General features: G+C 38.6%; 20 protein-coding genes. 5 read left to right on the top strand and 15 right to left on the bottom strand.

Going from position 1 to position 22,206, the window contains the following annotated elements; translation table 11 throughout:
- Positions 1–6 precede the first annotated feature (6 nt).
- The 3 genes from bcsB to QQS39_RS18470 all read right to left on the bottom strand — a co-directional run bounded on the left by bcsB (position 7) and on the right by QQS39_RS18470 (position 5,051).
- The gene (bcsB, locus tag QQS39_RS18480) at positions 7–2,358 is read right to left on the bottom strand and encodes a cellulose biosynthesis cyclic di-GMP-binding regulatory protein BcsB (protein WP_285805133.1); all 2,352 of its coding nucleotides are present in this window, start codon (positions 2,356–2,358) and stop codon (positions 7–9) included.
- Between the two features lie 2 nt (positions 2,359–2,360).
- Positions 2,361–4,481: a UDP-forming cellulose synthase catalytic subunit gene (gene bcsA / locus QQS39_RS18475; RefSeq protein WP_285805132.1), complete on the bottom strand. Its 2,121-nt coding sequence runs from the start codon at positions 4,479–4,481 to the stop codon at positions 2,361–2,363.
- Positions 4,482–4,652: 171 nt separating this feature from the next.
- Complete coding sequence (locus tag QQS39_RS18470) at positions 4,653–5,051, bottom strand: hypothetical protein (RefSeq protein WP_285805131.1); 399 nt, start codon at positions 5,049–5,051, stop codon at positions 4,653–4,655.
- 1,367 nt (positions 5,052–6,418) lie between these two features.
- Here QQS39_RS18470 and ybiA point away from each other — a divergent pair.
- From ybiA to QQS39_RS18455, 3 genes are all read left to right on the top strand, one after another.
- Positions 6,419–6,970 carry a riboflavin biosynthesis intermediates N-glycosidase gene (gene ybiA, locus QQS39_RS18465; RefSeq protein ID WP_285805130.1) on the top strand — a complete coding sequence of 184 codons (552 nt, stop codon included), beginning with the start codon at positions 6,419–6,421 and terminating at the stop codon, positions 6,968–6,970.
- Positions 6,971–7,128: 158 nt separating this feature from the next.
- Positions 7,129–8,040 (top strand): N-acetylglucosamine kinase, encoded by a 912-nt coding sequence (gene nagK / locus QQS39_RS18460; protein ID WP_285805129.1) that lies wholly within the window; start codon positions 7,129–7,131, stop codon positions 8,038–8,040.
- A 110-nt stretch (positions 8,041–8,150) separates the two neighbouring features.
- Positions 8,151–8,735, top strand: coding sequence for a rhomboid family intramembrane serine protease (locus QQS39_RS18455; protein WP_196735249.1), 585 nt, complete (start codon positions 8,151–8,153; stop codon positions 8,733–8,735).
- Positions 8,736–8,754: 19 nt separating this feature from the next.
- Here QQS39_RS18455 and satP read toward each other — a convergent pair whose 3' ends face one another.
- The gene (gene satP / locus QQS39_RS18450; protein ID WP_072065220.1) at positions 8,755–9,318 is read right to left on the bottom strand and encodes an acetate uptake transporter; all 564 of its coding nucleotides are present in this window, start codon (positions 9,316–9,318) and stop codon (positions 8,755–8,757) included.
- 359 nt (positions 9,319–9,677) lie between these two features.
- Between satP and QQS39_RS18445 the strand changes: the two genes are divergently transcribed.
- Entirely contained in the window at positions 9,678–10,085 is a 408-nt protein-coding gene (locus QQS39_RS18445) for a YgiW/YdeI family stress tolerance OB fold protein (RefSeq protein WP_099073863.1), read from the top strand.
- Positions 10,086–10,548: 463 nt separating this feature from the next.
- Positions 10,549–10,995 (top strand): DUF411 domain-containing protein, encoded by a 447-nt coding sequence (locus QQS39_RS18440; protein ID WP_151436496.1) that lies wholly within the window; start codon positions 10,549–10,551, stop codon positions 10,993–10,995.
- Between the two features lie 190 nt (positions 10,996–11,185).
- Here QQS39_RS18440 and glmS read toward each other — a convergent pair whose 3' ends face one another.
- The 11 genes from glmS to atpI form a co-directional block, all read right to left on the bottom strand.
- Positions 11,186–13,012: a glutamine--fructose-6-phosphate transaminase (isomerizing) gene (gene glmS / locus QQS39_RS18435; RefSeq protein ID WP_151436495.1), complete on the bottom strand. Its 1,827-nt coding sequence runs from the start codon at positions 13,010–13,012 to the stop codon at positions 11,186–11,188.
- Positions 13,013–13,172: 160 nt separating this feature from the next.
- Positions 13,173–14,546: a bifunctional UDP-N-acetylglucosamine diphosphorylase/glucosamine-1-phosphate N-acetyltransferase GlmU gene (gene glmU / locus QQS39_RS18430; protein WP_196570554.1), complete on the bottom strand. Its 1,374-nt coding sequence runs from the start codon at positions 14,544–14,546 to the stop codon at positions 13,173–13,175.
- Positions 14,547–14,698: 152 nt separating this feature from the next.
- Positions 14,699–15,115 carry a F0F1 ATP synthase subunit epsilon gene (locus QQS39_RS18425; RefSeq protein ID WP_006534340.1) on the bottom strand — a complete coding sequence of 139 codons (417 nt, stop codon included), beginning with the start codon at positions 15,113–15,115 and terminating at the stop codon, positions 14,699–14,701.
- Between the two features lie 21 nt (positions 15,116–15,136).
- A complete protein-coding gene (gene atpD, locus QQS39_RS18420) occupies positions 15,137–16,519 on the bottom strand; it encodes a F0F1 ATP synthase subunit beta (RefSeq protein ID WP_023583323.1) in 1,383 nt (460 codons plus the stop codon).
- A 34-nt stretch (positions 16,520–16,553) separates the two neighbouring features.
- On the bottom strand, positions 16,554–17,417 hold the full coding sequence (gene atpG / locus QQS39_RS18415) for a F0F1 ATP synthase subunit gamma (RefSeq protein ID WP_006534342.1): 864 nt from the start codon (positions 17,415–17,417) through the stop codon (positions 16,554–16,556).
- A gap of 58 nt (positions 17,418–17,475) precedes the next feature.
- The gene (atpA, locus tag QQS39_RS18410; protein ID WP_006534343.1) at positions 17,476–19,017 is read right to left on the bottom strand and encodes a F0F1 ATP synthase subunit alpha; all 1,542 of its coding nucleotides are present in this window, start codon (positions 19,015–19,017) and stop codon (positions 17,476–17,478) included.
- Positions 19,018–19,031: 14 nt separating this feature from the next.
- Positions 19,032–19,565, bottom strand: coding sequence for a F0F1 ATP synthase subunit delta (atpH, locus tag QQS39_RS18405; protein ID WP_006534344.1), 534 nt, complete (start codon positions 19,563–19,565; stop codon positions 19,032–19,034).
- A 12-nt stretch (positions 19,566–19,577) separates the two neighbouring features.
- Positions 19,578–20,048 (bottom strand): F0F1 ATP synthase subunit B, encoded by a 471-nt coding sequence (gene atpF / locus QQS39_RS18400; RefSeq protein WP_036914499.1) that lies wholly within the window; start codon positions 20,046–20,048, stop codon positions 19,578–19,580.
- Positions 20,049–20,109: 61 nt separating this feature from the next.
- Positions 20,110–20,349 (bottom strand): F0F1 ATP synthase subunit C, encoded by a 240-nt coding sequence (atpE, locus tag QQS39_RS18395; protein WP_004246596.1) that lies wholly within the window; start codon positions 20,347–20,349, stop codon positions 20,110–20,112.
- Positions 20,350–20,394: 45 nt separating this feature from the next.
- Positions 20,395–21,219, bottom strand: coding sequence for a F0F1 ATP synthase subunit A (atpB, locus tag QQS39_RS18390; protein ID WP_100157813.1), 825 nt, complete (start codon positions 21,217–21,219; stop codon positions 20,395–20,397).
- A gap of 31 nt (positions 21,220–21,250) precedes the next feature.
- Positions 21,251–21,628 carry a F0F1 ATP synthase subunit I gene (gene atpI, locus QQS39_RS18385; RefSeq protein ID WP_151436493.1) on the bottom strand — a complete coding sequence of 126 codons (378 nt, stop codon included), beginning with the start codon at positions 21,626–21,628 and terminating at the stop codon, positions 21,251–21,253.
- Positions 21,629–22,206: the final 578 nt, after the last annotated feature.

Below are 22,206 nucleotides of genomic sequence, written 5' to 3'. Positions count from 1 at the left end.
CCCCCCTTATTTGTCTGAACGATGCTGTGATATCTGATGTAAACGACGAGTTGAACGACGTTGTAACCAGTAATAAGTAACGAGACCCGTCAGCGCACAAAAACCAACAGCTAAAAGACCCAGCAAATATACGTGTCTAGAGCTATACCAAAGGAATTGTTGTAAGAAAGGTAAGTCACCTTGCGAAAAGTGTTCGCCTAAATGGAAACTTTTTACGGTGTCTTTACCGCTAATCAGAGTGATGTCGCCTTTAATAGCCGCATTTATTTGAGCTAAATTTAAGTCATTGATAATGGTTTTTATCGAGTCATTACCTTTAGCTGTAACTAATACGACAACCCTATCGTTTGCCCAAGGTGAGATAAAACTCATCATGCCACGCCAATCTTTCACTGAAGATAAGTAACTTGCAGCATCACCACTTTGAGATAAATAATCGCCAGCCATCCAACCTTTTGCCTTATCAATCAATGATTGCGGTTTGATTTCGACGTTTTTATTTAAAAATGAGAACGTTTGTTGTGAAAAACGAGCGGGTAGAAATCCCTCACTATTTAATGAGCCAATTGCTAACACATCGTGTTGAGAGAGGTTATTTTTCTCAAGCTCTTTAGCACCTAAAAAAACTGAAGCATGAGAAACCGGTGTGCCTGTGGCATAGCCTGATCTCGCCATTAAGTTCACTAAGGTATAAAGCTCTTCTATTGTTGGACTTTCAGGTAATAGTAGAGTGGTTTGTGAAAAATCCGCACGGCGACTAAATGGGAATGACGCTCCTGAAAAATAAGCCAAGTTCGGCATTCTTGAGTAGTGCCAAGTATTTTTAAATTGCAGCGTTGATTGCGGATCTATTTGGCTAATTAAGCTACTGCCATCCGTTAAAATACACGGTGAATCATCAGGTTCACGTAAATCAAAATAAAACTGTAATTGATTCTGGCTATAAATTTGACGAGGATTTAAATAGAGCGTGCTATTTTGCTGTTCGCTCTCCATTCCTAGCCATTGTCTTAACATCCCTAAAGGCTCTGAACGCGCCGGATACAATGCACCTAAGAATTGGTTATTCAAAGAGACAATTAATGAAGAACGGCGACTATTTAGTTTATCCGAATGAGGAAAAACATATTTCAAATCTAAAGGCAGTGCATCACCATCCCACCAAAAGAGATCAGGAGAGACACGAAACGAAAACTGATTTGGTGCATGGTTAATACCTTGGCGTGAGAAATCATCACTATTATTGGCAATTTGACTTAACGAAACCGGTTTATTGGTATTTAACCAACGAGGTGCATCGTAATCCGTGCTCATGGCAAGCGTTTGAGAAGGCACCACTAAGTGATCGTTTTGTGGCAATTTACCGTTGTTTAACGCCCATACAGCTTGGCGAAGAGATTTTTCATTATCACCGCTGATCAGTAATAATTTGAAAACAGGATCGACCGGGTTATCAACAATAGTTAATTGCCCACTATTTCCTGAAGGTAATGTAATCCCCGCAATAGTTTGTCCTGAATAGCCAACTAAAATACCATCACTTTCAGGTAACTGATTCATTAAAACGGGTAAATCAACTTGCTTAATATCATGGCTAAAACTGCCAAACCATGATGCAGCTATAGCTGCCGTTGTTACCTCTGCATGGTCAGGTTTATCTGACAATATGATAGGTAACGAGGTCGCTGTCATTCTGTCAGGATCAAAGAACGGTAGGGGCAATCGTTCCAGACTATACCCGCCATTAATCCAGCGACCTCGATAATCTAATGATGAATCCGGTGAAATAACCAGGCTTAATCCTTCCGCCAGTGGAGGAATACATTGGTTTTCATCCAATGCATCACGATTGGCTAAACGAAAGCTGAGGTTATTCACATTCGTCAACATCATTTCAGGAATTTCTAAAACATATTCATGCTCTTGCCCACCTTCTTCTAAAGGTAGAAATCCCATAGGTTGACCATTTAACATTAAGTGAAGTGTTTGATCAGATTGAATTAATCCTTGAGACGCTTTCACCTTCATCGTTAATGTTGCTTTATCAATAAATAAATCGTTCGCCATATTAAAAGTCACACCAGAAAGTAATTTTCTTCCTGATAACACGATAGGTGAGGGGCTTCCCATTTGTGCTAATGTTAATTGCTCTTCAATATTACGCGCTTCAGACAATACGCCATCTTCAAGTTGGATCGGGTTATTCGCATTTTGTTGCACTTGTGAATGTGTATAAGAAGTCGGGTCAGGTAAAAGCTCCCCTCCTAGTTCTAACATTCCGGTATCTGCTTGAGAAAGATGAATACTTGCGATCGCTATCGCCGTCAGGCTTAGCATTAATGTCAGTTTCTTTTTCATGCTTAGTCATCCCCGTTAATAGATTGCACAGAGAGTGAAGCTTTTGCTTTCGTTCTTGTTGCTGGCGCTTTCACTTTTTGGCGACGACCAAAGAACAGTTCAAAAATACAACGTGTAATACCCGCCAATTCTTTAAATGGCTTGTCTTTATAATCAGCTTGATGGATCCATGCATCAGCACGACCAAAGACAATGCGCACCAATTTACGACGAAGATTTAAATCAATAGGTAAGAATTCAAGACGTAGTTGATTGCTTTCTAAACTCACCATATCAACAGGAACGGTAACTTCATCTCGTTGTACATTCAGGGTGATTGAAGTGACATTACGTTGGCGAAATTCAGACATTTTATTTACGGCAATGCGAACGCCACCCATTGAAATATCTTCTGTGGTCGTTGTTAATTCAGCGCCATCATCAAAATGTAACGTAATCGGTAAAGATGCGTTGATCCGAGTATTTTTACGAATTTGTCGCGTCTCTTTACCTACTGCAATAGAGGCTAGAATGATAAATAAACTGTAAGTTGCCCAAGTAAGGTTTAAAACAATAACCAGTGGGTCAATACCTTGGAAGTCATTTAATAAGTAACGGACAACAACCCATGAAATCCCAGTGATAAGAAGAAGTGCAGTGATAATTAATGGACGTACAGTGAGGTAATCCATATAGCTTTTATCAAGCAAGTCACCTTTATCTGTTACGTTAAATTTACCTAATTTTGGTGAAACTAAACTCAGTAAGGTAGGTAATACCAAACTAAATGCCATGACGGTTTCATAAATTTCCCCCCAAAAAGAGTAACGGTATTTACCGATATTTTTCGAGTTTACATAAACCGACATGATTAAGTGTGGTAATGCATAGGCAAATATCATGCTTGCAGATGAAGCGATAATATTAAGGTTAAATAACATAAATAGTAACGGTGCAGTCAAGAAAATGATACGAGGCAAACCGTACTGGAAGTGGAGCATGGCATTGAGATAACATAAACGCTGAGGGAATGTTAAACCACGACCCAACATTGGATTATCAACACGGAATATCTGTGTCATTCCTCTAGCCCAACGAATACGTTGGTTAACGTGTAATGCTAAACGTTCTGTTGCAAGACCTGCGGCTAAAGGAATATCAATAAATGCTGAGTTCCAACCTAAACGCTGTAATTTAAGCGCAGTGTGTGCATCTTCGGTAACCGTTTCAACAGCAATCCCTCCGATTTCTTCAAGAGCGCTACGACGCATAACAGCACATGAACCACAGAAGAATGTCGCATTCCAGTTATCATTACCACGTTGAACAGGACCATAGAAAAGTGCGCCTTCATGGGGTGCATCTTTAGCCGCACTTAAATTACGTTCAAATGGGTCTGCTGAGTAGAAATAGTGTGGTGTTTGGATCAGCGCTAATTTTGGGTCTTCAAGGAAGCTACCTACTGTTGCTTGCAAGAAAATACGTGTTGAGATGTGGTCACAGTCAAAAACGCAGATTAGCTCACCGTCTGTTAATCCCATCGCATGATTTAAGTTACCCGCTTTAGCGTGATCATGAACTTCACGTTCAATGTAAGTTACACCAACATCACCTGCGAATTGCTTAAATTCTTCACGACTACCATCATCCAATATATAAACTTTCATTTTATCTTGTGGATAATCGATAGCTTGTGCAGCAAGGACGGTATCACGTACAACATCCAAACTTTCGTTATATGTTGGAATATAAATATCAACAGTAGGCCATTGAGAAACATCTTTAGGTAAAGGGGCTATTTTTCTATTTAATGGCCATGACGTTTGGAAATATCCTAGGACTAATATTATCCAAGAATAAATCTCCGCCATAAATAAACCACTACCTAAAACAGCCTCGATAGTTGTATTAAAATTTAAGGTATTTGTTGCACGCCAGTAGAGATAACGCGTTGACATCAACAATGAAATAAAAACCATTGTTAATAATCGTTTTTTTGATTTTTTAAAACCGACAACAAATAACAACAATATATTGATAATACCGAATATATATTGTTGTTCGGCGCTCATTGGCATAACAATGAGTGAAAACATTGTTATCAATAGAAAAGCCGTAATTAATGTTTTAAATATTTTATTCATAAACCCATACCTTTGTCATCGCCATAGATCTTTTCTTAAGACAAAGGCACCCTATCGACATTAATAAATATCGAAAAGAAATAAACTTATCTTAAAAAATAAAATAACAATGGCTAAAGATTGACACCAGTCAATATTATTTATTTACACAAAGAGTTTTACTTATTTAGATTAGACAGAGGCAATAAATGACAATATATCTTTTAGTGATATATTTTCATGGGCATGAACTCTATCCGTTTCTTTGTTATCAAATATTTTATTATCTGCTAACAAATTTTCATTACTCTTAATTAAATTGTCTTTCTTTGCTTTAACAACTAAAGCATCCTGGTGATAAGAAGGAATAGACGATGAAGTAACAGGCTGTTTTGGTTCGTTTTTCACGACAAGTGAAGTTTCAGAAAACGTGTTATTACTCAAATTACTAATTTTATTATTATCTTCTTTATTTATAACTACTGATTCTATTTTATTATCAATATCTTGTATTGTAGAGGAAGAAAACTCTTGAAAAGCAAAGGCATCTTCCTGAAACTTATCTTTTAGGTTACTAATATCATCATACATAGTGTGGCCCCTTTAATAACAGTACTCTAAACCTTGTTCAATAATTTGATGCTCATCCAAAATAAGGAAGAGAGAACCTTATAGATAATTTTTACAATAAGTTAAAAATATATCTTTATAAATTCATATTTAAACTCTCATTAAATCATCAATTAATGAACATCAACTATGTAGGGTAAAATAATCTTATAAATACTAATCTATTTAATTACAAATAAGCATCATCCGATTAGGAGTAATGATTATTTAATTTAAATTGTATAATTATTTTAATGAAAAAGACAACATCAAAAAAAGTGTAAAAAGTAAAACGCTACTCATTTTCACTTTATAAAAATGGGTACTTCTACTTAATCTTATATTTATTATTACTATCAAAAATAGCGTCTTTTTTACCTAAAGAAACAGGTTTTGAAACCAGATAATAACTAGAGTTAATTAATAACAATTTGTATAAATTTTATAAAAATAAAATTCTAAAATAATTATTTATTGATATTATTTCTTCTAAAAACCAAAGAACCCATCAAGATCAATTTTAATAAACCCTCTTTTTCCCATTCCAAAAAAGACTAAAAAAATAACAACTAAAAATAGAAAGGATTATTTATTCATATTGATCATCATCAAAACAGCCCCTTTTTTTACACCCAAAAGTTGTGTTTATTGCTTTTTATCATATTACGATCGGTCTATTTCACTGAGAAAAAAATAAAATATATCAGTATTGGTTAAGTTTTAGAAAAAAACATCAAAATAAAAGACAAAAATAGATTATCAATCTATGATTGGTTTTATTATTTACTTATAGTAAATACCGCTAAGAATAACCTGTATTACAGAATAATTAACTTAAGTAATATTTTACCTATAAAACAATATTGTTAATTTAGCTTAACAAACGTATAAGCGTGACCTAGTTCAAATAATAAATGTAACAATGAAAATTAACGCATCAATTAATATAAGTTATTAATTTAATTATATAATAACCATTATATTAGTTATAAATACCAATAATTAGTATAAATACCGATAAATACACTTTTTTATATTAGAAATACTTAATTAACTACACCTTTATACTAAGTAAGCAATATCGTTTTAAGATTATCCTTTTGTGTGATTATATAAATAAAGAGGCTCTTTAGCTCAATTCTTTTAAGAGTAATCCTAGTAATCTAAGCGCTATTTTTTTTATCATTCAGCAAAAATAAGTCTAATTAAGATTAGTTTTATAAGAATAATTCAAAATAGCGGAATCGCTTCACCTATAAGCAGAATCGCAAAAAGACACTCTATCCTTCTTTACTTCTATGCTATCTTTATAAAGTGAATGAGGAGTATTCAACATAACGGGAAAAAAGATGGATTTAGAACAATTAAAAAAAGAATTTCGGGCAGGAAAGAAAATAAAGTACATCTACTTTTGGGGACACAAAAGTAAAGGCAATGACATCGCAAAAAGTTGCTTTAGCCAATGGTATCCTGCACCTTTTATATTAGATGATGTACGTTATGCCAGCGCTGAGCACTGTATGATGGCTGAAAAAGCGAAGCTATTTAATGATATAGAAGTTAGAAAGCGCATTATTACTGCATCTAATCCAGGCTCTGCGAAAGCATTAGGCAGAGAAGTAAAAGGATTTGACCAAGGTATTTGGGAACAACACCGTATGGATATTGTTATTCGTGCCAATATCGCTAAGTTTTCCCAAAATGAAGAGCTTGGTAAATTTCTGATTGCAACAGGCAATCGTGTGCTTGTTGAAGCAAGCCCCGTTGATAAAATATGGGGAGTCGGTTTAAGTGAGCAAGACAATGAGATTAACAATCCTCTACTTTGGAATGGATTAAATTTATTAGGCTTTGCTCTAATGAAAGTACGTAGTGTTTTGATTGAAAGTAGTAATCAATAGATAAAGAAAACTCAACTGTCACCAATCACTGTTCTTCTTTAACCTAGTGTATATAAGCAGTAGAGATAACTTAAGTATTGACTGAAATAGAAATGGCCACGTAACGACAACCTTGTCGTTGCTATAAATAATATTTACAGAATAATTAAGAGACTGATATGTATTATGGTTTTGATATGGGCGGCACAAAAATAGAGCTTGCCGTTTTTGATAAAGATCTGACTCAAGTGTGGCAAAAACGAGTTCCTACACCTAAAAATGATTATCCGGCATTATTGAATGTTTTTAAGGAACTGACCTTAGAAGCTGACATTGAATTAGGATGTAGAGGAAAAATCGGGGTTGGTGTTCCTGGTATTGTTAATGCAAAAGAAGGAACAGTATTTACCACTAATGTTCCAGCAGCGAAATACAAGCCTATGGTTCACGATCTTGCACATATACTCAATAGACCGGTTAAAGTTGAAAATGATGCCAACTGCTTTGCCTTATCGGAAGCATGGGACCCCGAATTTCGTCACCATCCTTCTGTACTTGGACTTATTTTAGGCACTGGTGTTGGTGGCGGTTTTGTTATTGATGGCAAAGTATTGTCTGGCAAGAATGGAATTGCCGGTGAAATTGGGCATATGAATCTGAATGTGGACGCAGATAACGTGATTGGCGAAACAATGCCAAAAATTATCTGCGGTTGTGGCAAAAAAGCGTGTTTTGAAACTTATTTATCTGGTCGTGGTTTTGAACGTATGTATAAGGCCTTCAATCACACTCCTAAAAGAGCTGTTGATATTGTTGAGCAATACTATGCTGGAGATAAGAAAACTGAAGAACACGTTGATCGTTATATGAAAGTGTTAGCCATTTATCTAAGTAATATTCTTACTGTGCTTGATCCACATTTAATTGTTGTTGGTGGTGGATTATCACAATTTAATGCACTGTATGATCAATTGCCCGAATATCTCTCACACTGTGTCTATGGAAATGCACAAATTCCAGCAATAGAAAAAGCACGTCATGGTGATGCAGGTGGCGCTCGTGGAGCTGCTTGCCTTAATTTATTAGACTAATAAATAAAAAAGAGCCTTTCTTCTTTTTTTATTAGAGGCTCTTCTATTTATATTTATAGTTATAGCGTTATAGTGTTTTATCAACGGCATCACATTATTAAGGCTATGTTATGAATAAAGTTTGGTTTAAAAAAAGGCTCACCTTTCTTGGCGGGTTAACTATCATATTAGTCTTACTTCAACTTATTAACTCACTATTCCCCATATCTCTTTTCCAATGGGGGATTATTCCAAGAACGGGTGAAGGTTTAATTGGTATTTTTATCGCGCCTTTCATTCATGGATCTTGGTCCCATCTATTTAGTAACCTACTCCCGTTTCTTATTCTTAGCTTTTTATCCATGACACAATCTCTACGAGAATATGTGCTATCCAGCATATTTATTATTATCGTAAGCGGTTTATTAGTTTGGATTTTTGGACGAAATGCTATTCATGTTGGTGCAAGTGGGTGGATTTTTGGATTATGGTCTTTACTTATTGCTCACGCTTTTACTCGGCATAAAATAATCGATATTGTTATTGCACTCTTTGTTCTATTCTATTACGGATCAATGGCATATGGTTTAATTCCGGGACAATTAGGTGTATCAACAGAATCACATATTTCCGGTGTCGTTGCCGGGTTACTTTATGCATGGTGCGCAAGAAAATTAATACGCCGTAAAAGCCAAGTAGTAGAAGTGGCTAAATAGCCACTTCTTTATAAAGCGGTTACTTGTGACCAATTGGCAGTATTGTTCTGCCATACATCTCATTTAATACTTCAGCCATTGCAAGATAAAAAGCACTGGCACCACAAATAATACCTTCAAAACCTGCAATTTTTAAAATCAGTGCATTACCTGTGATATTTCCTATCGCCAGTAATGCAAATAAAATGGTCAGACTTAAAAAGACAAACTGGAGTGCTCTATTGGCTTTTAATGTGCCAATAAACATGAAAAAGGTAAAAATTCCCCATAACGCTAAAAATACACCTAAAAAGAGAGGTGTTGTGGGTTCACTTAAGCCCATCACGGGTAATAACCAAATTCCGACCAATGTTACCCAAAAAAAGCCGTAAGAGGTAAATGCAGTGGCTCCAAAAGTATTGCCTTTTTTGAACTCAAAAATTCCAGCAATAACTTGTGCGATCCCACCATAAAAAATTCCCATACTCATAATGACTGAGACTACGGGGAAAAAACCGGCATTATGTATGTTCAACAAAATCGTTGTCATACCAAAACCCATTAAACCTAATGGACCCGGATTGGCAATGCGTTCGTTAGTCATAAAACCTAAAACCTCTAAAAATAATAGGGGAAAATTAAAAAAAATTTGAAGGCGCTGGATGATAAGAGGTAATACATCTAAAAACAATGATCCTACAGGGTATATATTTGAATAACGGTCTACACTGATCCTAAGGGGAAATAACTAGAGGATTTAACTTAAAGAAAAGAAGTCTTTAGTGATAGATACTTATATTGGAAAAAACAACACTATAAAATATAACTCTGGCTTTTAAATCACACCATCAATCATTTGATACATTAATACCTAGATTTACTTTTACATACTTTTTTATATATAAAACTGAAATAAAATAAGTACCATAATTAGTTATATTTTAACCAAAAAGCGAGCTTGATATGAAAAAAATTCTTGTATTATTAATTGGTAGTACGTTGGCTTTTGCATCTCAAGCCAATACAACATCTCATAATAATGGTGGTTTTGTTTCTCCTCAAGGCACTATCCAATCAAGTGCAGATCAAGGGGGATTTAAAGGTCCTTCCATTAGCGAAACCACTGTTGCAAAAGCAAAAGATCTTTCCGATGACACTTGGGTTATCTTAACGGGCAAAATTACCAAGAAAATTGGTGATGAGCTGTATGTTTTTGAAGACAGCACTGGCGGTATCAATGTGGATATCGACAATAAAAGATGGCGTGGACAAACAGTTACACCAGATAATACCGTCAGAATTGAAGGTAAAGTTGATAAAGAATGGACAAGTACTGAGATCGACGTAAAACAAATTACCATTATCAAATAATTTGTATTTAAATTAAACATAGTCTGTTTATTATAAAAGCTAATATATTGAAATATATTAGCTTTTTATTTTTTACTTTTTTATATTTTAGTTTAATCAATAAATTTGGACCCTTTATACAAATTTCTCCGCTTTAACCTCAGGTTAAGTTTAGGTTTATAGTAATTTAAAGTTAAAGCACAAATACTCTTCGCAAGAGGTGATTTAACTTAATGAGATACCCTCAACTCTACGTTTACCCTGTTTTCTCCATTTTGAGCCTGCTATGCAGGCTTTTTTCTTTTTATATCGGGTTATATTCCCGAAAAGCATCAAAAAAGGGTCAGCAAAGTATTATTTATATCTTTGTTTTCTATAAATATTTTTTTACAAAACTCTACGCGTTTATACCTTAATTAAATTGACCTTCCAGTAGGGGGAAAGATTAGTGTTTCGTCTATCAACTTAATAAAAGGAATGAACAATGAAAAAATTATTACTGCCTTCTGTCATTGCAATCTCTGCTTTTACAAGTACAGCTTATGCTTCTAATAATATTGTTGAGGTTTATAAAACAGAGAGTTGTGGATGCTGTACGTTATGGGCTGATGGTATGAAAGAAGCCGGTTTTAACATTAAAGTGAATATTGTTTCAGAAACACAATTAATGGAAAAATATCAACAAGCAGGTGTACCCAATAATTTATTAAGTTGCCACTTTGCGACTTATCAAGGTAAAGATTTAGTTGGGCATATCCCTGTCGATAGCTTAAAAAATATCAACTTAGTGGATAAATCTAAATCGGGTATTGCGGTTGCAGGAATGCCAGCAGGTAGTTTAGGTATGTATGCAGGTGATTACAAAGAGCCTTACCAAGTGATCGCCTTTGATAAATCAGGTAACCAATCTCTATTTAAGTCTTACAACTAGTTCTTTTCTTACTTCGTTTTGTTCTTACTGTTGTGTTGTTTTAATAGCAATATATCTCTCCGATGGTGCTATTTTCCTCTGCCTGTTATCGATTTACGGGCAGAGTTTTATTTTTTAGGCATAAAAAAAACCAGCCTGCTTTTTACAGCATAACTGGTTTTTTTTAGAATAAAGCTAACTTTAACTTTATTTATTCAACTGTAACCGATTTTGCTAAGTTACGAGGTTGGTCTACATCAGTGCCTTTAATTAACGCCACATGATAAGACAACAACTGTAATGGTACAGTATAGAAAATAGGCGCGATAAGCTCTTCAACATGAGGTAAAGAAATTAACTTCATCGTTTCATTTTCTTCAAAGCCCGCATCTTGATCCGCAAACACATACAGTAAGCCACCACGCGCACGCACTTCTTCAATATTAGATTTTAATTTTTCTAATAATTCATTGTTTGGCGCAATGATGATAACTGGCATATCCGCATCAATTAATGCTAATGGGCCATGTTTTAATTCACCCGCAGCATAAGCTTCTGCATGAATATAAGAGATCTCTTTTAGCTTTAATGCACCTTCTACCGCAATCGGGTATTGGTCGCCACGACCTAAGAATAAAGCATGGCTTTTTTCTGAGAAGTCTTCAGCTAACGCTTCAATCACTTTATCTTTCGATAACATGCTTTCAATACGGCTTGGTAATGCGTGTAATGCCGTTGAAACTTCTTGCTCTAATGTCGCGAAACCTTTAATACGTCCCATATATGCCACCAGCATTAATAGAACGGTTAACTGTGTGGTAAATGCTTTAGTTGATGCCACACCAATTTCAGCACCCGCTTTAGTCATTAAAACAAATTCAGATTCACGAACTAAAGAAGAGCCAGCAACGTTACAAATCGCCAGTGATGATAAATATCCTAGCTCTTTAGATAAACGTAAAGCTGCCAATGTATCAGCCGTTTCACCAGATTGAGATAATGTGATCAATAAGCTATTACGGCGAGTTGCTGGTTTACGGTAGCGATATTCTGATGCAATTTCGACATCACAAGGAATACCCGCTAAAGATTCAAACCAATAACGTGAAACCATACCGGCATTATAAGAAGTCCCACAAGCGACAATTTGAATATGTTCAACTTTAGATAAGATATCTTCAGCTTTAGATCCTAGTTCACTGAGATCAATCGTTTCTGATTTTAAACGACCTTCAAGCGTGTTTTTAATCGCGAGAGGCTGTTCATAGATCTCTTTTTGCATGTAGTGACGGTAAACACCTTTATCACCAGCATCGTATTGAACATTTGATTCAATCGTATCACGCACAACTTCTTCGCCATTCACATCAAAAATATGAACATGGCGACGAGTGACCTCGACAATATCTCCTTCTTCAAGGTAGATAAAGCGACGAGTAACAGGTAATAGAGCTAATTGGTCAGAAGCAAGGAAGTTTTCACCGACGCCAAGACCTACCACCAGCGGGCTACCAGAGCGAGCAGCAACTAATAGCTCAGGTGTACGGCTATCCATAATAACGGTACCGTAAGCACCACGTAATTGAGGAATAACGCGTTGTACAACTTCACGTAATGTACCGCCTTGGCGCTGTTCCCAGTTAACAAGGTGAGCAATTACTTCAGTGTCAGTTTGAGAAGCAAACTGATACCCTTTTTTAATTAATTCTGCTTTCAGTTCTTGGTAGTTTTCAATAATGCCATTATGTACAACGGCAATCGTACCCGATACATGAGGATGCGCATTATCTTCACAAGGTTCACCATGTGTTGCCCAACGTGTATGAGCAATACCTGTACCACCAATCACTTGTGTTTTTTCTGCCTCTTCTGCCAGCATTTGTACTTTGCCAGCTTCTCGCAGACGTGTCATTTTACAGTCATTATCCACAACAGCTAAACCCGCAGAATCATAACCGCGGTATTCTAAACGACGTAAGCCTTCAATTAAGATTTCAGCGATATCGCGTTGTGCAACTGCACCTACTATTCCACACATTGTGTTATTCCTAAAACTGTGCGTTTATTCGCACTTGGATGTCTTATACCTGATTGGTTTGTTCCCCAAGCCATTGTAGAAAGCGGGGATATTTTTTTGTTTTTAGAATAATAGCGTACAAGAAAAGGGCGCTAATGAAATATACGCCCTTTTCTTAAAATTATTGTTTTTTCTTCACTGGACGTTTCCATCCACTGATATGAGTTTGTTTAACTCGACTGATCACTAATTCGTTTTCATTCACGTTTTTAGTGAGTGTTGTTCCTGCACCAATTGTTGCACCATTAGCAACCGTAACTGGCGCAACTAATTGGGTATCTGAACCAATAAAGACATCATCACCAATCACTGTTTTGGATTTATTCGCACCATCGTAGTTACAAGTAATAGTACCTGCACCGATATTAACATTAGCGCCTACTTCAGTATCGCCTAAGTAAGTCAGATGACCCGCTTTAGAACCAACACCTAAGCTTGCTTTTTTCATCTCAACAAAGTTACCAACGTGAGCTTTATCCGCTAATTCACTTCCCGGACGAAGGCGTGCAAATGGTCCGACAGTACACTCTTGCGCTAAGTTTGCATCCTCGATCACCGTATAAGGGCTAATAATAGAATTATCGCCAATCACACAGTTTTTCAGGACACACCCTGTGCCAATTTCAACGTTGTTACCTAAAGTGACATCACCTTCAATAATCACGTTGGTATCAATCACGACGTCTTTACCGTGAGTTAATGTACCACGTAAATCAAAACGAGCAGGATCAAGCAACATAACGCCTTCTAATAATAAACGTTCAGCTTGTTCTGTTTGGTAAATACGTTCTAATGCAGCCAGTTGTAAACGGTTATTCACACCTTCCATTTCACTATGGCGACGAGGGTGAGCCGTTTCAATTTTACGACCTTCTTTATACGCTAACGCGATAATGTCAGTAATGTAATACTCTTTTTGTGCATTGTTATTATTGAGCTTACCTAACCAACGTTTTAAATCACCGCCGTTTGCTACTAAAATACCCGTGTTGATTTCAGTAATTTTGAGTTGTTCTTCAGATGCATCTTTTTGTTCGATAATGCCAGTTACTTCGCCATTTTCACGAACAATACGACCATAACCCGTTGGGTTATCTAAAATAACCGTTAATAAACCAATACCGCCTTCTGGTTTGACTTCAATTAAACGTTCTAACGTTTCTTTGGTGATAAGTGGAACATCACCGTAAAGCATCAGGATATCTTCATCATCAGCAAAGAAAGGCGCGGCTTGTTGCATTGCGTGACCTGTACCTAGTTGCTCTGCTTGTAGTACCCAATTAACGGGTTGTGAACCTAATTTTTCTTTCATTAGTTCACCACCATGCCCATAGACAAGGTGTGTTTGTTGAGCGCCTAATGACTTGGCAGTATCAATCACATGTTGAACCATGGATTTACCCGCAAGTTTATGAAGAACTTTAGGTAACTGTGAATACATGCGGGTGCCTTTTCCCGCAGCAAGAATAACAACGCTTTTAGCTGAATTAGACATAATTAACCCGATAACTCCCGTAAAGAATGGCAAGTAAACCTGTTTATGCCAAATAATACTACATATTTCGTCACACAAAATATTTCATGACGCAAAAAAGCCAGTTAGCGAAGAACCAACTGGCTTTTTTATTCATAGACTGCCTATTTACATCAACGTCGAGTCAATTCGATTACACGTAGTTTTGCAATCGCTTTGGCTAATTCTGCCGATGCTTGAGCATAATCAACATCACCATGAGAGGATTGAATGTGTTCTTCAGCTTTACGCTTAGATTCTAACGCTTTCGCTTCATCCAAATCACGACCACGGATAGCTGTATCTGCCAGTACAATGACGCCAGTCGGCTGAACTTCGAGAATACCACCTGAAAGGTAGATAACCTCTTCTTCGCCCGATGTTTTTACGACACGTACCATGCCCGGTTTTATGGCAGTTAATAACGGGGTATGCTGCGGATAAATACCCAGCTCACCTTCGCTACCTGTTACCTGAATTCGTTTAACTTCGCCGTCATATAACTGCTTTTCAGCGCTGACAACTTTCAGGTGGAACGATGTATCGGCCATATCAACCTCCCGTCAGCCGTATTAAAGCTTCTTAGCTTTTTCTACTGCTTCTTCGATAGTACCAACCATGTAGAACGCCTGCTCTGGCAGGTGGTCATAATCACCGTTCAGAATACCTTTAAAGCCACGGATAGTGTCTTTCAGGGAAACGAACTTACCTGGTGATCCGGTAAATACTTCAGCAACGAAGAATGGCTGAGATAGGAAGCGCTGGATCTTACGCGCACGCGCAACAACCAGTTTATCTTCTTCTGACAGTTCATCCATACCTAAGATAGCGATGATGTCTTTCAGCTCCTGATAACGTTGCAGGATAGACTGAACACCACGAGCCACATCATAGTGCTCTTGGCCAACTACCAGTGGGTCTAACTGACGACTGGTAGAATCCAGTGGGTCAACCGCAGGGTAGATACCTAATGAAGCAATTTGACGGCTCAGTACAACTGTCGCATCTAAGTGAGCAAACGTTGTTGCTGGTGATGGGTCAGTTAAGTCATCCGCAGGTACGTATACAGCTTGTACAGAGGTGATTGAACCTGTTTTGGTTGAAGTGATACGTTCTTGCAGAACACCCATCTCTTCAGCCAATGTTGGTTGGTAACCTACCGCTGATGGCATACGACCTAACAGTGCTGATACTTCAGTACCGGCTAAGGTGTAACGATAGATGTTATCTACGAATAACAGTACGTCACGACCTTCGTCACGGAATTTCTCAGCCATAGTCAGACCAGTCAGTGCAACACGCAGACGGTTTCCTGGTGGCTCATTCATCTGACCATAAACTAACGATACTTTGTCAAGAACGTTAGAATCTGTCATTTCATGATAGAAGTCGTTACCCTCACGAGTACGCTCACCAACACCAGCAAATACAGAGTAACCTGAGTGCTCGATCGCGATGTTACGGATCAATTCCATCATGTTAACTGTTTTACCAACACCCGCACCACCGAACAGACCTACTTTACCACCTTTAGCAAACGGACAGATTAAGTCCATTACTTTGATACCGGTTTCAAGCAGTTCTTGTGAGTTTGATAACTCTTCGTAGGTTGGTGCTTCACGGTGGATAGACCAACGTTCTTCAGTTGCAATATCACCTTTCATATCGATAGGTGTACCCAGAACGTTCATGATACGTCCCAGAGTTGCTTTACCTACTGGTACTTCAATTGGGTGGCCTAAGTTTTCAACTTTTAAGCCACGGCTTAAACCGTCTGATGTACCCATTGCGATACAACGAACGATACCACCGCCTAACTGTTGCTGAACTTCCAGCACCAGTTTTTCTTTACCATTCATAACCTCAAGAGCGTCGTATACTTTAGGGACGCTATCCTGAGGGAACTCGGCGTCCACTACGGCGCCGATTACCTGGACAATCTTTCCAGTAGCCATCTTGAATCCTCTACGTAATTCGTAAACCTAGCTGTTATACCGCGGCTGCACCAGACACAATTTCTGTAAGTTCCTGAGTAATGCTTGCTTGGCGTGCTTTGTTGTACACCAATTGCAGTTCTTTAATCAGGTTACCACCGTTATCTGTAGCGGCTTTCATCGCGACCATTCGGGCGGCCTGCTCACTCGCTAAGTTCTCTACGACGCTCTGGTAAACTTGCGATTCGATATAACGACGCAGTAAAGTATCCAGTAACGCCTTAGGATCAGGTTCGTACAGATAATCCCAAGATTTTTCTTTCAGCTCTTCATCATCACCTGGTGGTAATGGTAAAACCTGAAGAATTTTAGGCTCTTGAGCCATGGTATTGATGAACTTATTTGCCACCACATACAGTTTATCTAAACGACCTTCGTCATAAGCCTGCAACATGATATTGACTGGACCGATAAGGTCTGACAGTTTTGGATCATCACCCATACCCGTTACTTGACCAACCACATTCCCGCCTACTGAGCCAAAGAATGAAGCGGCTTTAGAACCGATGAGTGCTAAATCTACCTGCACACCTTTTTCAGACCACTCTTTCATGTCTGCCAGCAGTTTTTTGAACAAGTTAATGTTCAAACCACCACACAAACCACGGTCGGTCGAAACAACCAGGTACCCGACACGTTTAACTTCACGCTCTTCGAGGTATGGATGTTTGTATTCCAGATTCCCTAACGCAAGGTGACCAATCACACTGCGCATGGTTTCTGCATAAGGACGGCTGGCTGCCATGCGTTCCTGCGTTTTACGCATTTTCGACGCGGCGACCATCTCCATCGCTTTAGTGATCTTCTGTGTGTTTTGCACACTGGCGATCTTCGAACGTATCTCTTTTGCGCCGGCCATTTCTGCTTCTCCTCATGAACCAGACGGCCTAATGTTTAACTATTAGGCCGAATAGTTATTACCAGGACTGAGTCGCTTTGAAGTTTTCTAGCACGCCTTTCAGCTTCGCTTCGATTTCTTCGTTATAAGTACCAGTCTGGTTGATTTCTTTCAATAAATCAGCATGTTCACGAGAGGCATAAGCTAATAAAGCCGCTTCAAATGGCACAACTTTTGAAATTTCAACATCTTCCAGATAACCACGTTCTGCTGCAAACAGTGATAAAGACTGTTGTGCGACAGACATTGGTTCGTACTGTTTCTGTTTCAGCAATTCAGTCACTTTCTGACCGTGGTTCAATTGTTTACGGGTAGCATCGTCCAGATCGGAAGCGAACTGTGAGAATGCTGCCAGCTCACGATACTGCGCAAGAGCAGTACGGATACCACCAGAAAGTTTCTTCATGATCTTAGTCTGAGCTGCACCACCAACACGAGATACGGAGATCCCTGGGTTAACAGCTGGACGGATACCTGCGTTAAACAGGTTAGATTCTAAGAAGATCTGACCATCGGTAATAGAGATTACGTTCGTAGGAACGAATGCAGAAACGTCCCCTGCTTGCGTTTCGATAATAGGTAACGCAGTCAGAGAGCCGGTTTTACCTTTAACTTCACCATTAGTGAATGCTTCTACGTACTCAGCATTAACGCGAGCAGCACGCTCAAGTAAACGGGAGTGCAGATAGAAAACGTCACCAGGGTATGCTTCACGTCCAGGTGGACGACGAAGTAACAGTGAAATTTGACGGTATGCGACAGCCTGTTTAGACAGGTCATCATAAATAATCAGTGCATCTTCACCACGGTCACGGAAGTATTCACCCATTGCGCAACCAGAATAAGGTGCTAGGTATTGCAGCGCTGCTGATTCTGATGCAGAAGCAACAACAACAATGGTGTTTTCTAACGCGCCATGTTCTTCTAATTTACGAACAACGTTCGAAATAGTAGAGGCTTTCTGACCGATAGCGACATAGATACATTTAATGCCAGAGTCGCGTTGGTTGATGATAGCATCGACAGCCAGAGCAGTTTTACCTGTTTGACGGTCACCGATGATCAATTCACGCTGACCACGACCAATTGGGATCATGGCATCGACGGATTTGTAACCTGTTTGTACAGGCTGATCAACTGATTGACGGTCGATAACACCAGGAGCAATCATCTCAACAGGTGAGAATCCATCATGCTCTACTGCACCTTTACCATCAATCGGCTCACCCAGTGTGTTTACCACACGGCCAAGCAGACCACGCCCAACAGGAACTTCCAGAATACGACCTGTACATTTAACTTTCATGCCTTCTGCTAAGTCAGCATAAGGACCCATCACAACCGCACCAACAGAGTCGCGCTCTAAGTTCAGTGCGATAGCGAAACGGTTACCCGGCAGTGCGATCATCTCACCCTGCATAACTTCGGCTAAACCGTGGATACGAATAATACCGTCACTAACGGATACAATCGTACCTTCATTGTGAGCTTCACTCACTACATTGAACTGAGCAATGCGCTGCTTGATCAGTTCGCTGATTTCAGTGGAATTCAGTTGCATATGCTCCAGTCCCCTTAAGACTGCAAGACGTCAGTTAATCGCTCTAAACGGCCACGAATACTGCCATCGATGACGAGGTCACCGGCGCGTATAATCATGCCTGCGATAACAGACTTATCAATTTTGCAATTCAGCTTCACTTTGCGTGATAGACGTTTTTCCATCGCTGCAGAAATGTTAGCTAGCTGCTGTTTAGTTAGCTCAATGGCAGAAGTTACTTCAACGTCAACCGTTGACTCTAGTACTGCGCGCAATTGAATAAATTGGCTCAATACTTCAGGCAACGTTGATAAACGGCCATTATCAGCCATAACACGAATTAAATTCTGAGCATGACCATCTAATTGTTCGCCACAAAGGTCAACAAAGATGTCAGCCAGTTTTTCTGATGCTAAAGAACCAGAAAGTAATTCGGTTACCTGCTCATTGCGTGCTACTTCAGCGGTGAACGCCAGCATAACCTGCCACTTATCGACAGCCTGGTTTTCCACAGCAAAGTCAAAAGCTGCTTTGGCGTAGGGGCGAGCTACCGTTGCTATTTCAGACATGCCCCTCCCTCCTTACAGTTCAGCGACCAGTTTATCAACGATGTCGCTATTAGCAGCTTCATCCACGGAACGTTCAATAATTTTCTCGGCACCTGCGATAGCCAGCATTGCGACTTGTTTACGAAGTTCTTCACGAGCACGTTTACGCTCTGCATCCAGTTCGGATTGAGCTTGTGCAACGATCTTACTACGTTCTTGCTCTGCTTCTGCTTTAGCATCTTCAATCATTTGAGTGCGTTGTTTATTCGCTGATTCAATGATTGCTTGAGCTTCTGCTTTTGCTTTCGCTAGCTGATCGCCTGCATCGGCTTTCGCTAAATCTAAGTCCTTTTTAGCACGTTCTGCAGATGATAAACCGTCAGCAATTTCTTTTTGACGTTTTTCAATGGCCGCCATAATTGGTGGCCATACGAATTTCATACAGAACAAAACAAACAGGACAAATGCGACGGCCTGGCCGAGGATTGTTGCATTTAAATTCACAGCACAATACCTCTTTCTTGGTTATAAACTAACTTGATGCTTTTACTGCTCATTGCCATCATTAGGCAACAGCAAACATCACGTAAAGGCCCAGACCCACAGCAATCATTGGGATGGCGTCAACCAGACCCATAACGATAAAGAACTGTGTACGCAGAAGAGGGATCAGATCAGGCTGACGAGCAGCACCTTCTAAAAATTTGCCTCCGAGGATTCCGATACCGATTGCAGCACCGATTGCAGCTAAACCCATCATAATAGCGGCAGCCATGTACAGCAGATCCATACTCAGGTTTTCCATGACAGTCTCCAGTTTGTTTCAGTTATTTCTTCAAAGAGTTAATAATTAATGTTCTTCAGATGCCATCGACAGATAGACAATCGTTAGAACCATGAAAATAAATGCTTGTAACGTAATAATCAGTATGTGGAATATCGCCCAAGGAAGGCTTAATAACCACTGTGACCACCACGGTAACAGACCAGCAATAAGAATAAAGATCAGTTCACCTGCATACATGTTACCAAACAGTCGAAGACCGAGGGAAACAGGTTTAGATAGCAGGCTTACCCCTTCCAAGATTAAGTTGACAGGAATAAAAATTGGGTGATTAAAAGGCTGTAAAGTCAGCTCTTTTGTAAACCCTTTTATGCCTTTCATCTTAATGCTATAGAAAAGGATCAGGATAAATACACCAATTGCCATCGATAGAGTAATACTCACGTCCGCAGTCGGAACGATGCGTAACGCTGGTAACCCAAAGATGTGTTCACCGATATAAGGGATGAAGTCGATTGGTAATAAATCCAGGGCATTCATTAACAGCACCCAAACGAACACAGTCAATGCCAAAGGTGCAATGACCTTGCTCTTTCCGTGATACATATCACGGACGCTGCTATCAACGAAACCAATGATCATTTCTACTGCAGTCTGGAATTTTCCCGGTACGCCACTGGTTGCTCTTACTGCTACTTTTCTAAACAGCCATAGGAATAGTGCTCCCATCAGTACTGAAAAGAAAAGTGAGTCAATATTTAACACCCAGAATGATGGCGCATTTTCAGCATGGGGATTGACCAACTCGAAAGTACGTAGGTCCAACTGAAGGTTATTCAGATGGTGACCTATGTAGTCTCTAGTGGTTAATGCTTCTCCTGATGCAGACATGATGCCAATTACCCTTTTGTTGTTAAAAACGCTAACCGTTAATGACGGCTGGTGCAACGACCTGCATAACAAGCACCGCTAAGTAGGTCATGACCAGTGGTGCAAATGCCGCTTTAAACACTCCTAAAGCAACAATCAGCAAGGCTATTGATAATATAACCTTCAACCCTTCACTGAAAGCAAAAAGCCAGTTTATGCGAACTGGAGTTTCTTCGTCGTTGACTTTTTGTAAGCGCATTAACAAAAGAAAAGCAATATTGGGTAACCAACATGCCAACCCGCCTAAAAAAGCCGAAAAACTCCAGTCTGTACTCTTTAAGTAGAAACCCGCACTGAGAATAACAAAAGTCATAAACTGCAAAAATAACAGTTTCAGTGCAACTTTCCCGCTGTAGAGGGAGACAGACATGACGTTTGTATTCTCCAGACTAGCTATCGTAAAAGGTATTACTGAATGATGTATCAAACTGTCTTTGCTATAAAGTGTCAAGTGACAAAAACGAGCAAATTATACGGGGCGTGGCAATGAATTCAATCAATAAGTAGCGAAAAAGTGAAGATTAATTTAAATTTCTTACCAAGGTTCCATTTATGAAAAATGATTAAGAACAAAAAGAGTAAAAATAATAGAGCTGAATAAAATAAATAGCGTGATATACATCACAAATACAAAAGTATAAATAAAGCTTATTTCATAAATTATATAACGGGGTTAACAAATAAATGCCCTTTTATGAACAATTTAGTGGCAATTGAAAAATAATTAACCGAATTTTAATTAAATAAATTCAATATTTTTATAATGCACAGAATTATTAATTTATTTTGGAAATAAAAAGAGAAAAACCAAGGTTAAAAAGTGAATTAAAACAAAAGATAAGAAATTGTTAATTTATTGTTTTAGTTGGGTGAATTTTAATGTTTCACATAAAACCCCATAAAACAAATGGCGATAACATTGTAAATATTATCGCCAGAGCACAAAAA

This window comes from Proteus appendicitidis (assembly GCF_030271835.1).
Lineage (GTDB): Bacteria > Pseudomonadota > Gammaproteobacteria > Enterobacterales > Enterobacteriaceae > Proteus > Proteus appendicitidis.
Note: the sequence above shows the minus strand (reverse complement) of the source record. Positions and strands in the feature narration are given on the sequence as shown.

Coding starts and splice junctions, on each gene's coding strand:
- bcsB (WP_285805133.1), bottom strand. CDS start 2,358: ATGAAAAAGAAACTGACATTAATGCTAAGCCTGACGGCGATAGCGATC.
- bcsA (WP_285805132.1), bottom strand. CDS start 4,481: ATGAATAAAATATTTAAAACATTAATTACGGCTTTTCTATTGATAACA.
- QQS39_RS18470 (WP_285805131.1), bottom strand. CDS start 5,051: ATGTATGATGATATTAGTAACCTAAAAGATAAGTTTCAGGAAGATGCC.
- ybiA (WP_285805130.1), top strand. CDS start 6,419: ATGGATTTAGAACAATTAAAAAAAGAATTTCGGGCAGGAAAGAAAATA.
- nagK (WP_285805129.1), top strand. CDS start 7,129: ATGTATTATGGTTTTGATATGGGCGGCACAAAAATAGAGCTTGCCGTT.
- QQS39_RS18455 (WP_196735249.1), top strand. CDS start 8,151: ATGAATAAAGTTTGGTTTAAAAAAAGGCTCACCTTTCTTGGCGGGTTA.
- satP (WP_072065220.1), bottom strand. CDS start 9,318: ATGACTAACGAACGCATTGCCAATCCGGGTCCATTAGGTTTAATGGGT.
- QQS39_RS18445 (WP_099073863.1), top strand. CDS start 9,678: ATGAAAAAAATTCTTGTATTATTAATTGGTAGTACGTTGGCTTTTGCA.
- QQS39_RS18440 (WP_151436496.1), top strand. CDS start 10,549: ATGAAAAAATTATTACTGCCTTCTGTCATTGCAATCTCTGCTTTTACA.
- glmS (WP_151436495.1), bottom strand. CDS start 13,012: ATGTGTGGAATAGTAGGTGCAGTTGCACAACGCGATATCGCTGAAATC.
- glmU (WP_196570554.1), bottom strand. CDS start 14,546: ATGTCTAATTCAGCTAAAAGCGTTGTTATTCTTGCTGCGGGAAAAGGC.
- QQS39_RS18425 (WP_006534340.1), bottom strand. CDS start 15,115: ATGGCCGATACATCGTTCCACCTGAAAGTTGTCAGCGCTGAAAAGCAG.
- atpD (WP_023583323.1), bottom strand. CDS start 16,519: ATGGCTACTGGAAAGATTGTCCAGGTAATCGGCGCCGTAGTGGACGCC.
- atpG (WP_006534342.1), bottom strand. CDS start 17,417: ATGGCCGGCGCAAAAGAGATACGTTCGAAGATCGCCAGTGTGCAAAAC.
- atpA (WP_006534343.1), bottom strand. CDS start 19,017: ATGCAACTGAATTCCACTGAAATCAGCGAACTGATCAAGCAGCGCATT.
- atpH (WP_006534344.1), bottom strand. CDS start 19,565: ATGTCTGAAATAGCAACGGTAGCTCGCCCCTACGCCAAAGCAGCTTTT.
- atpE (WP_004246596.1), bottom strand. CDS start 20,349: ATGGAAAACCTGAGTATGGATCTGCTGTACATGGCTGCCGCTATTATG.
- atpB (WP_100157813.1), bottom strand. CDS start 21,219: ATGTCTGCATCAGGAGAAGCATTAACCACTAGAGACTACATAGGTCAC.
- atpI (WP_151436493.1), bottom strand. CDS start 21,628: ATGTCTGTCTCCCTCTACAGCGGGAAAGTTGCACTGAAACTGTTATTT.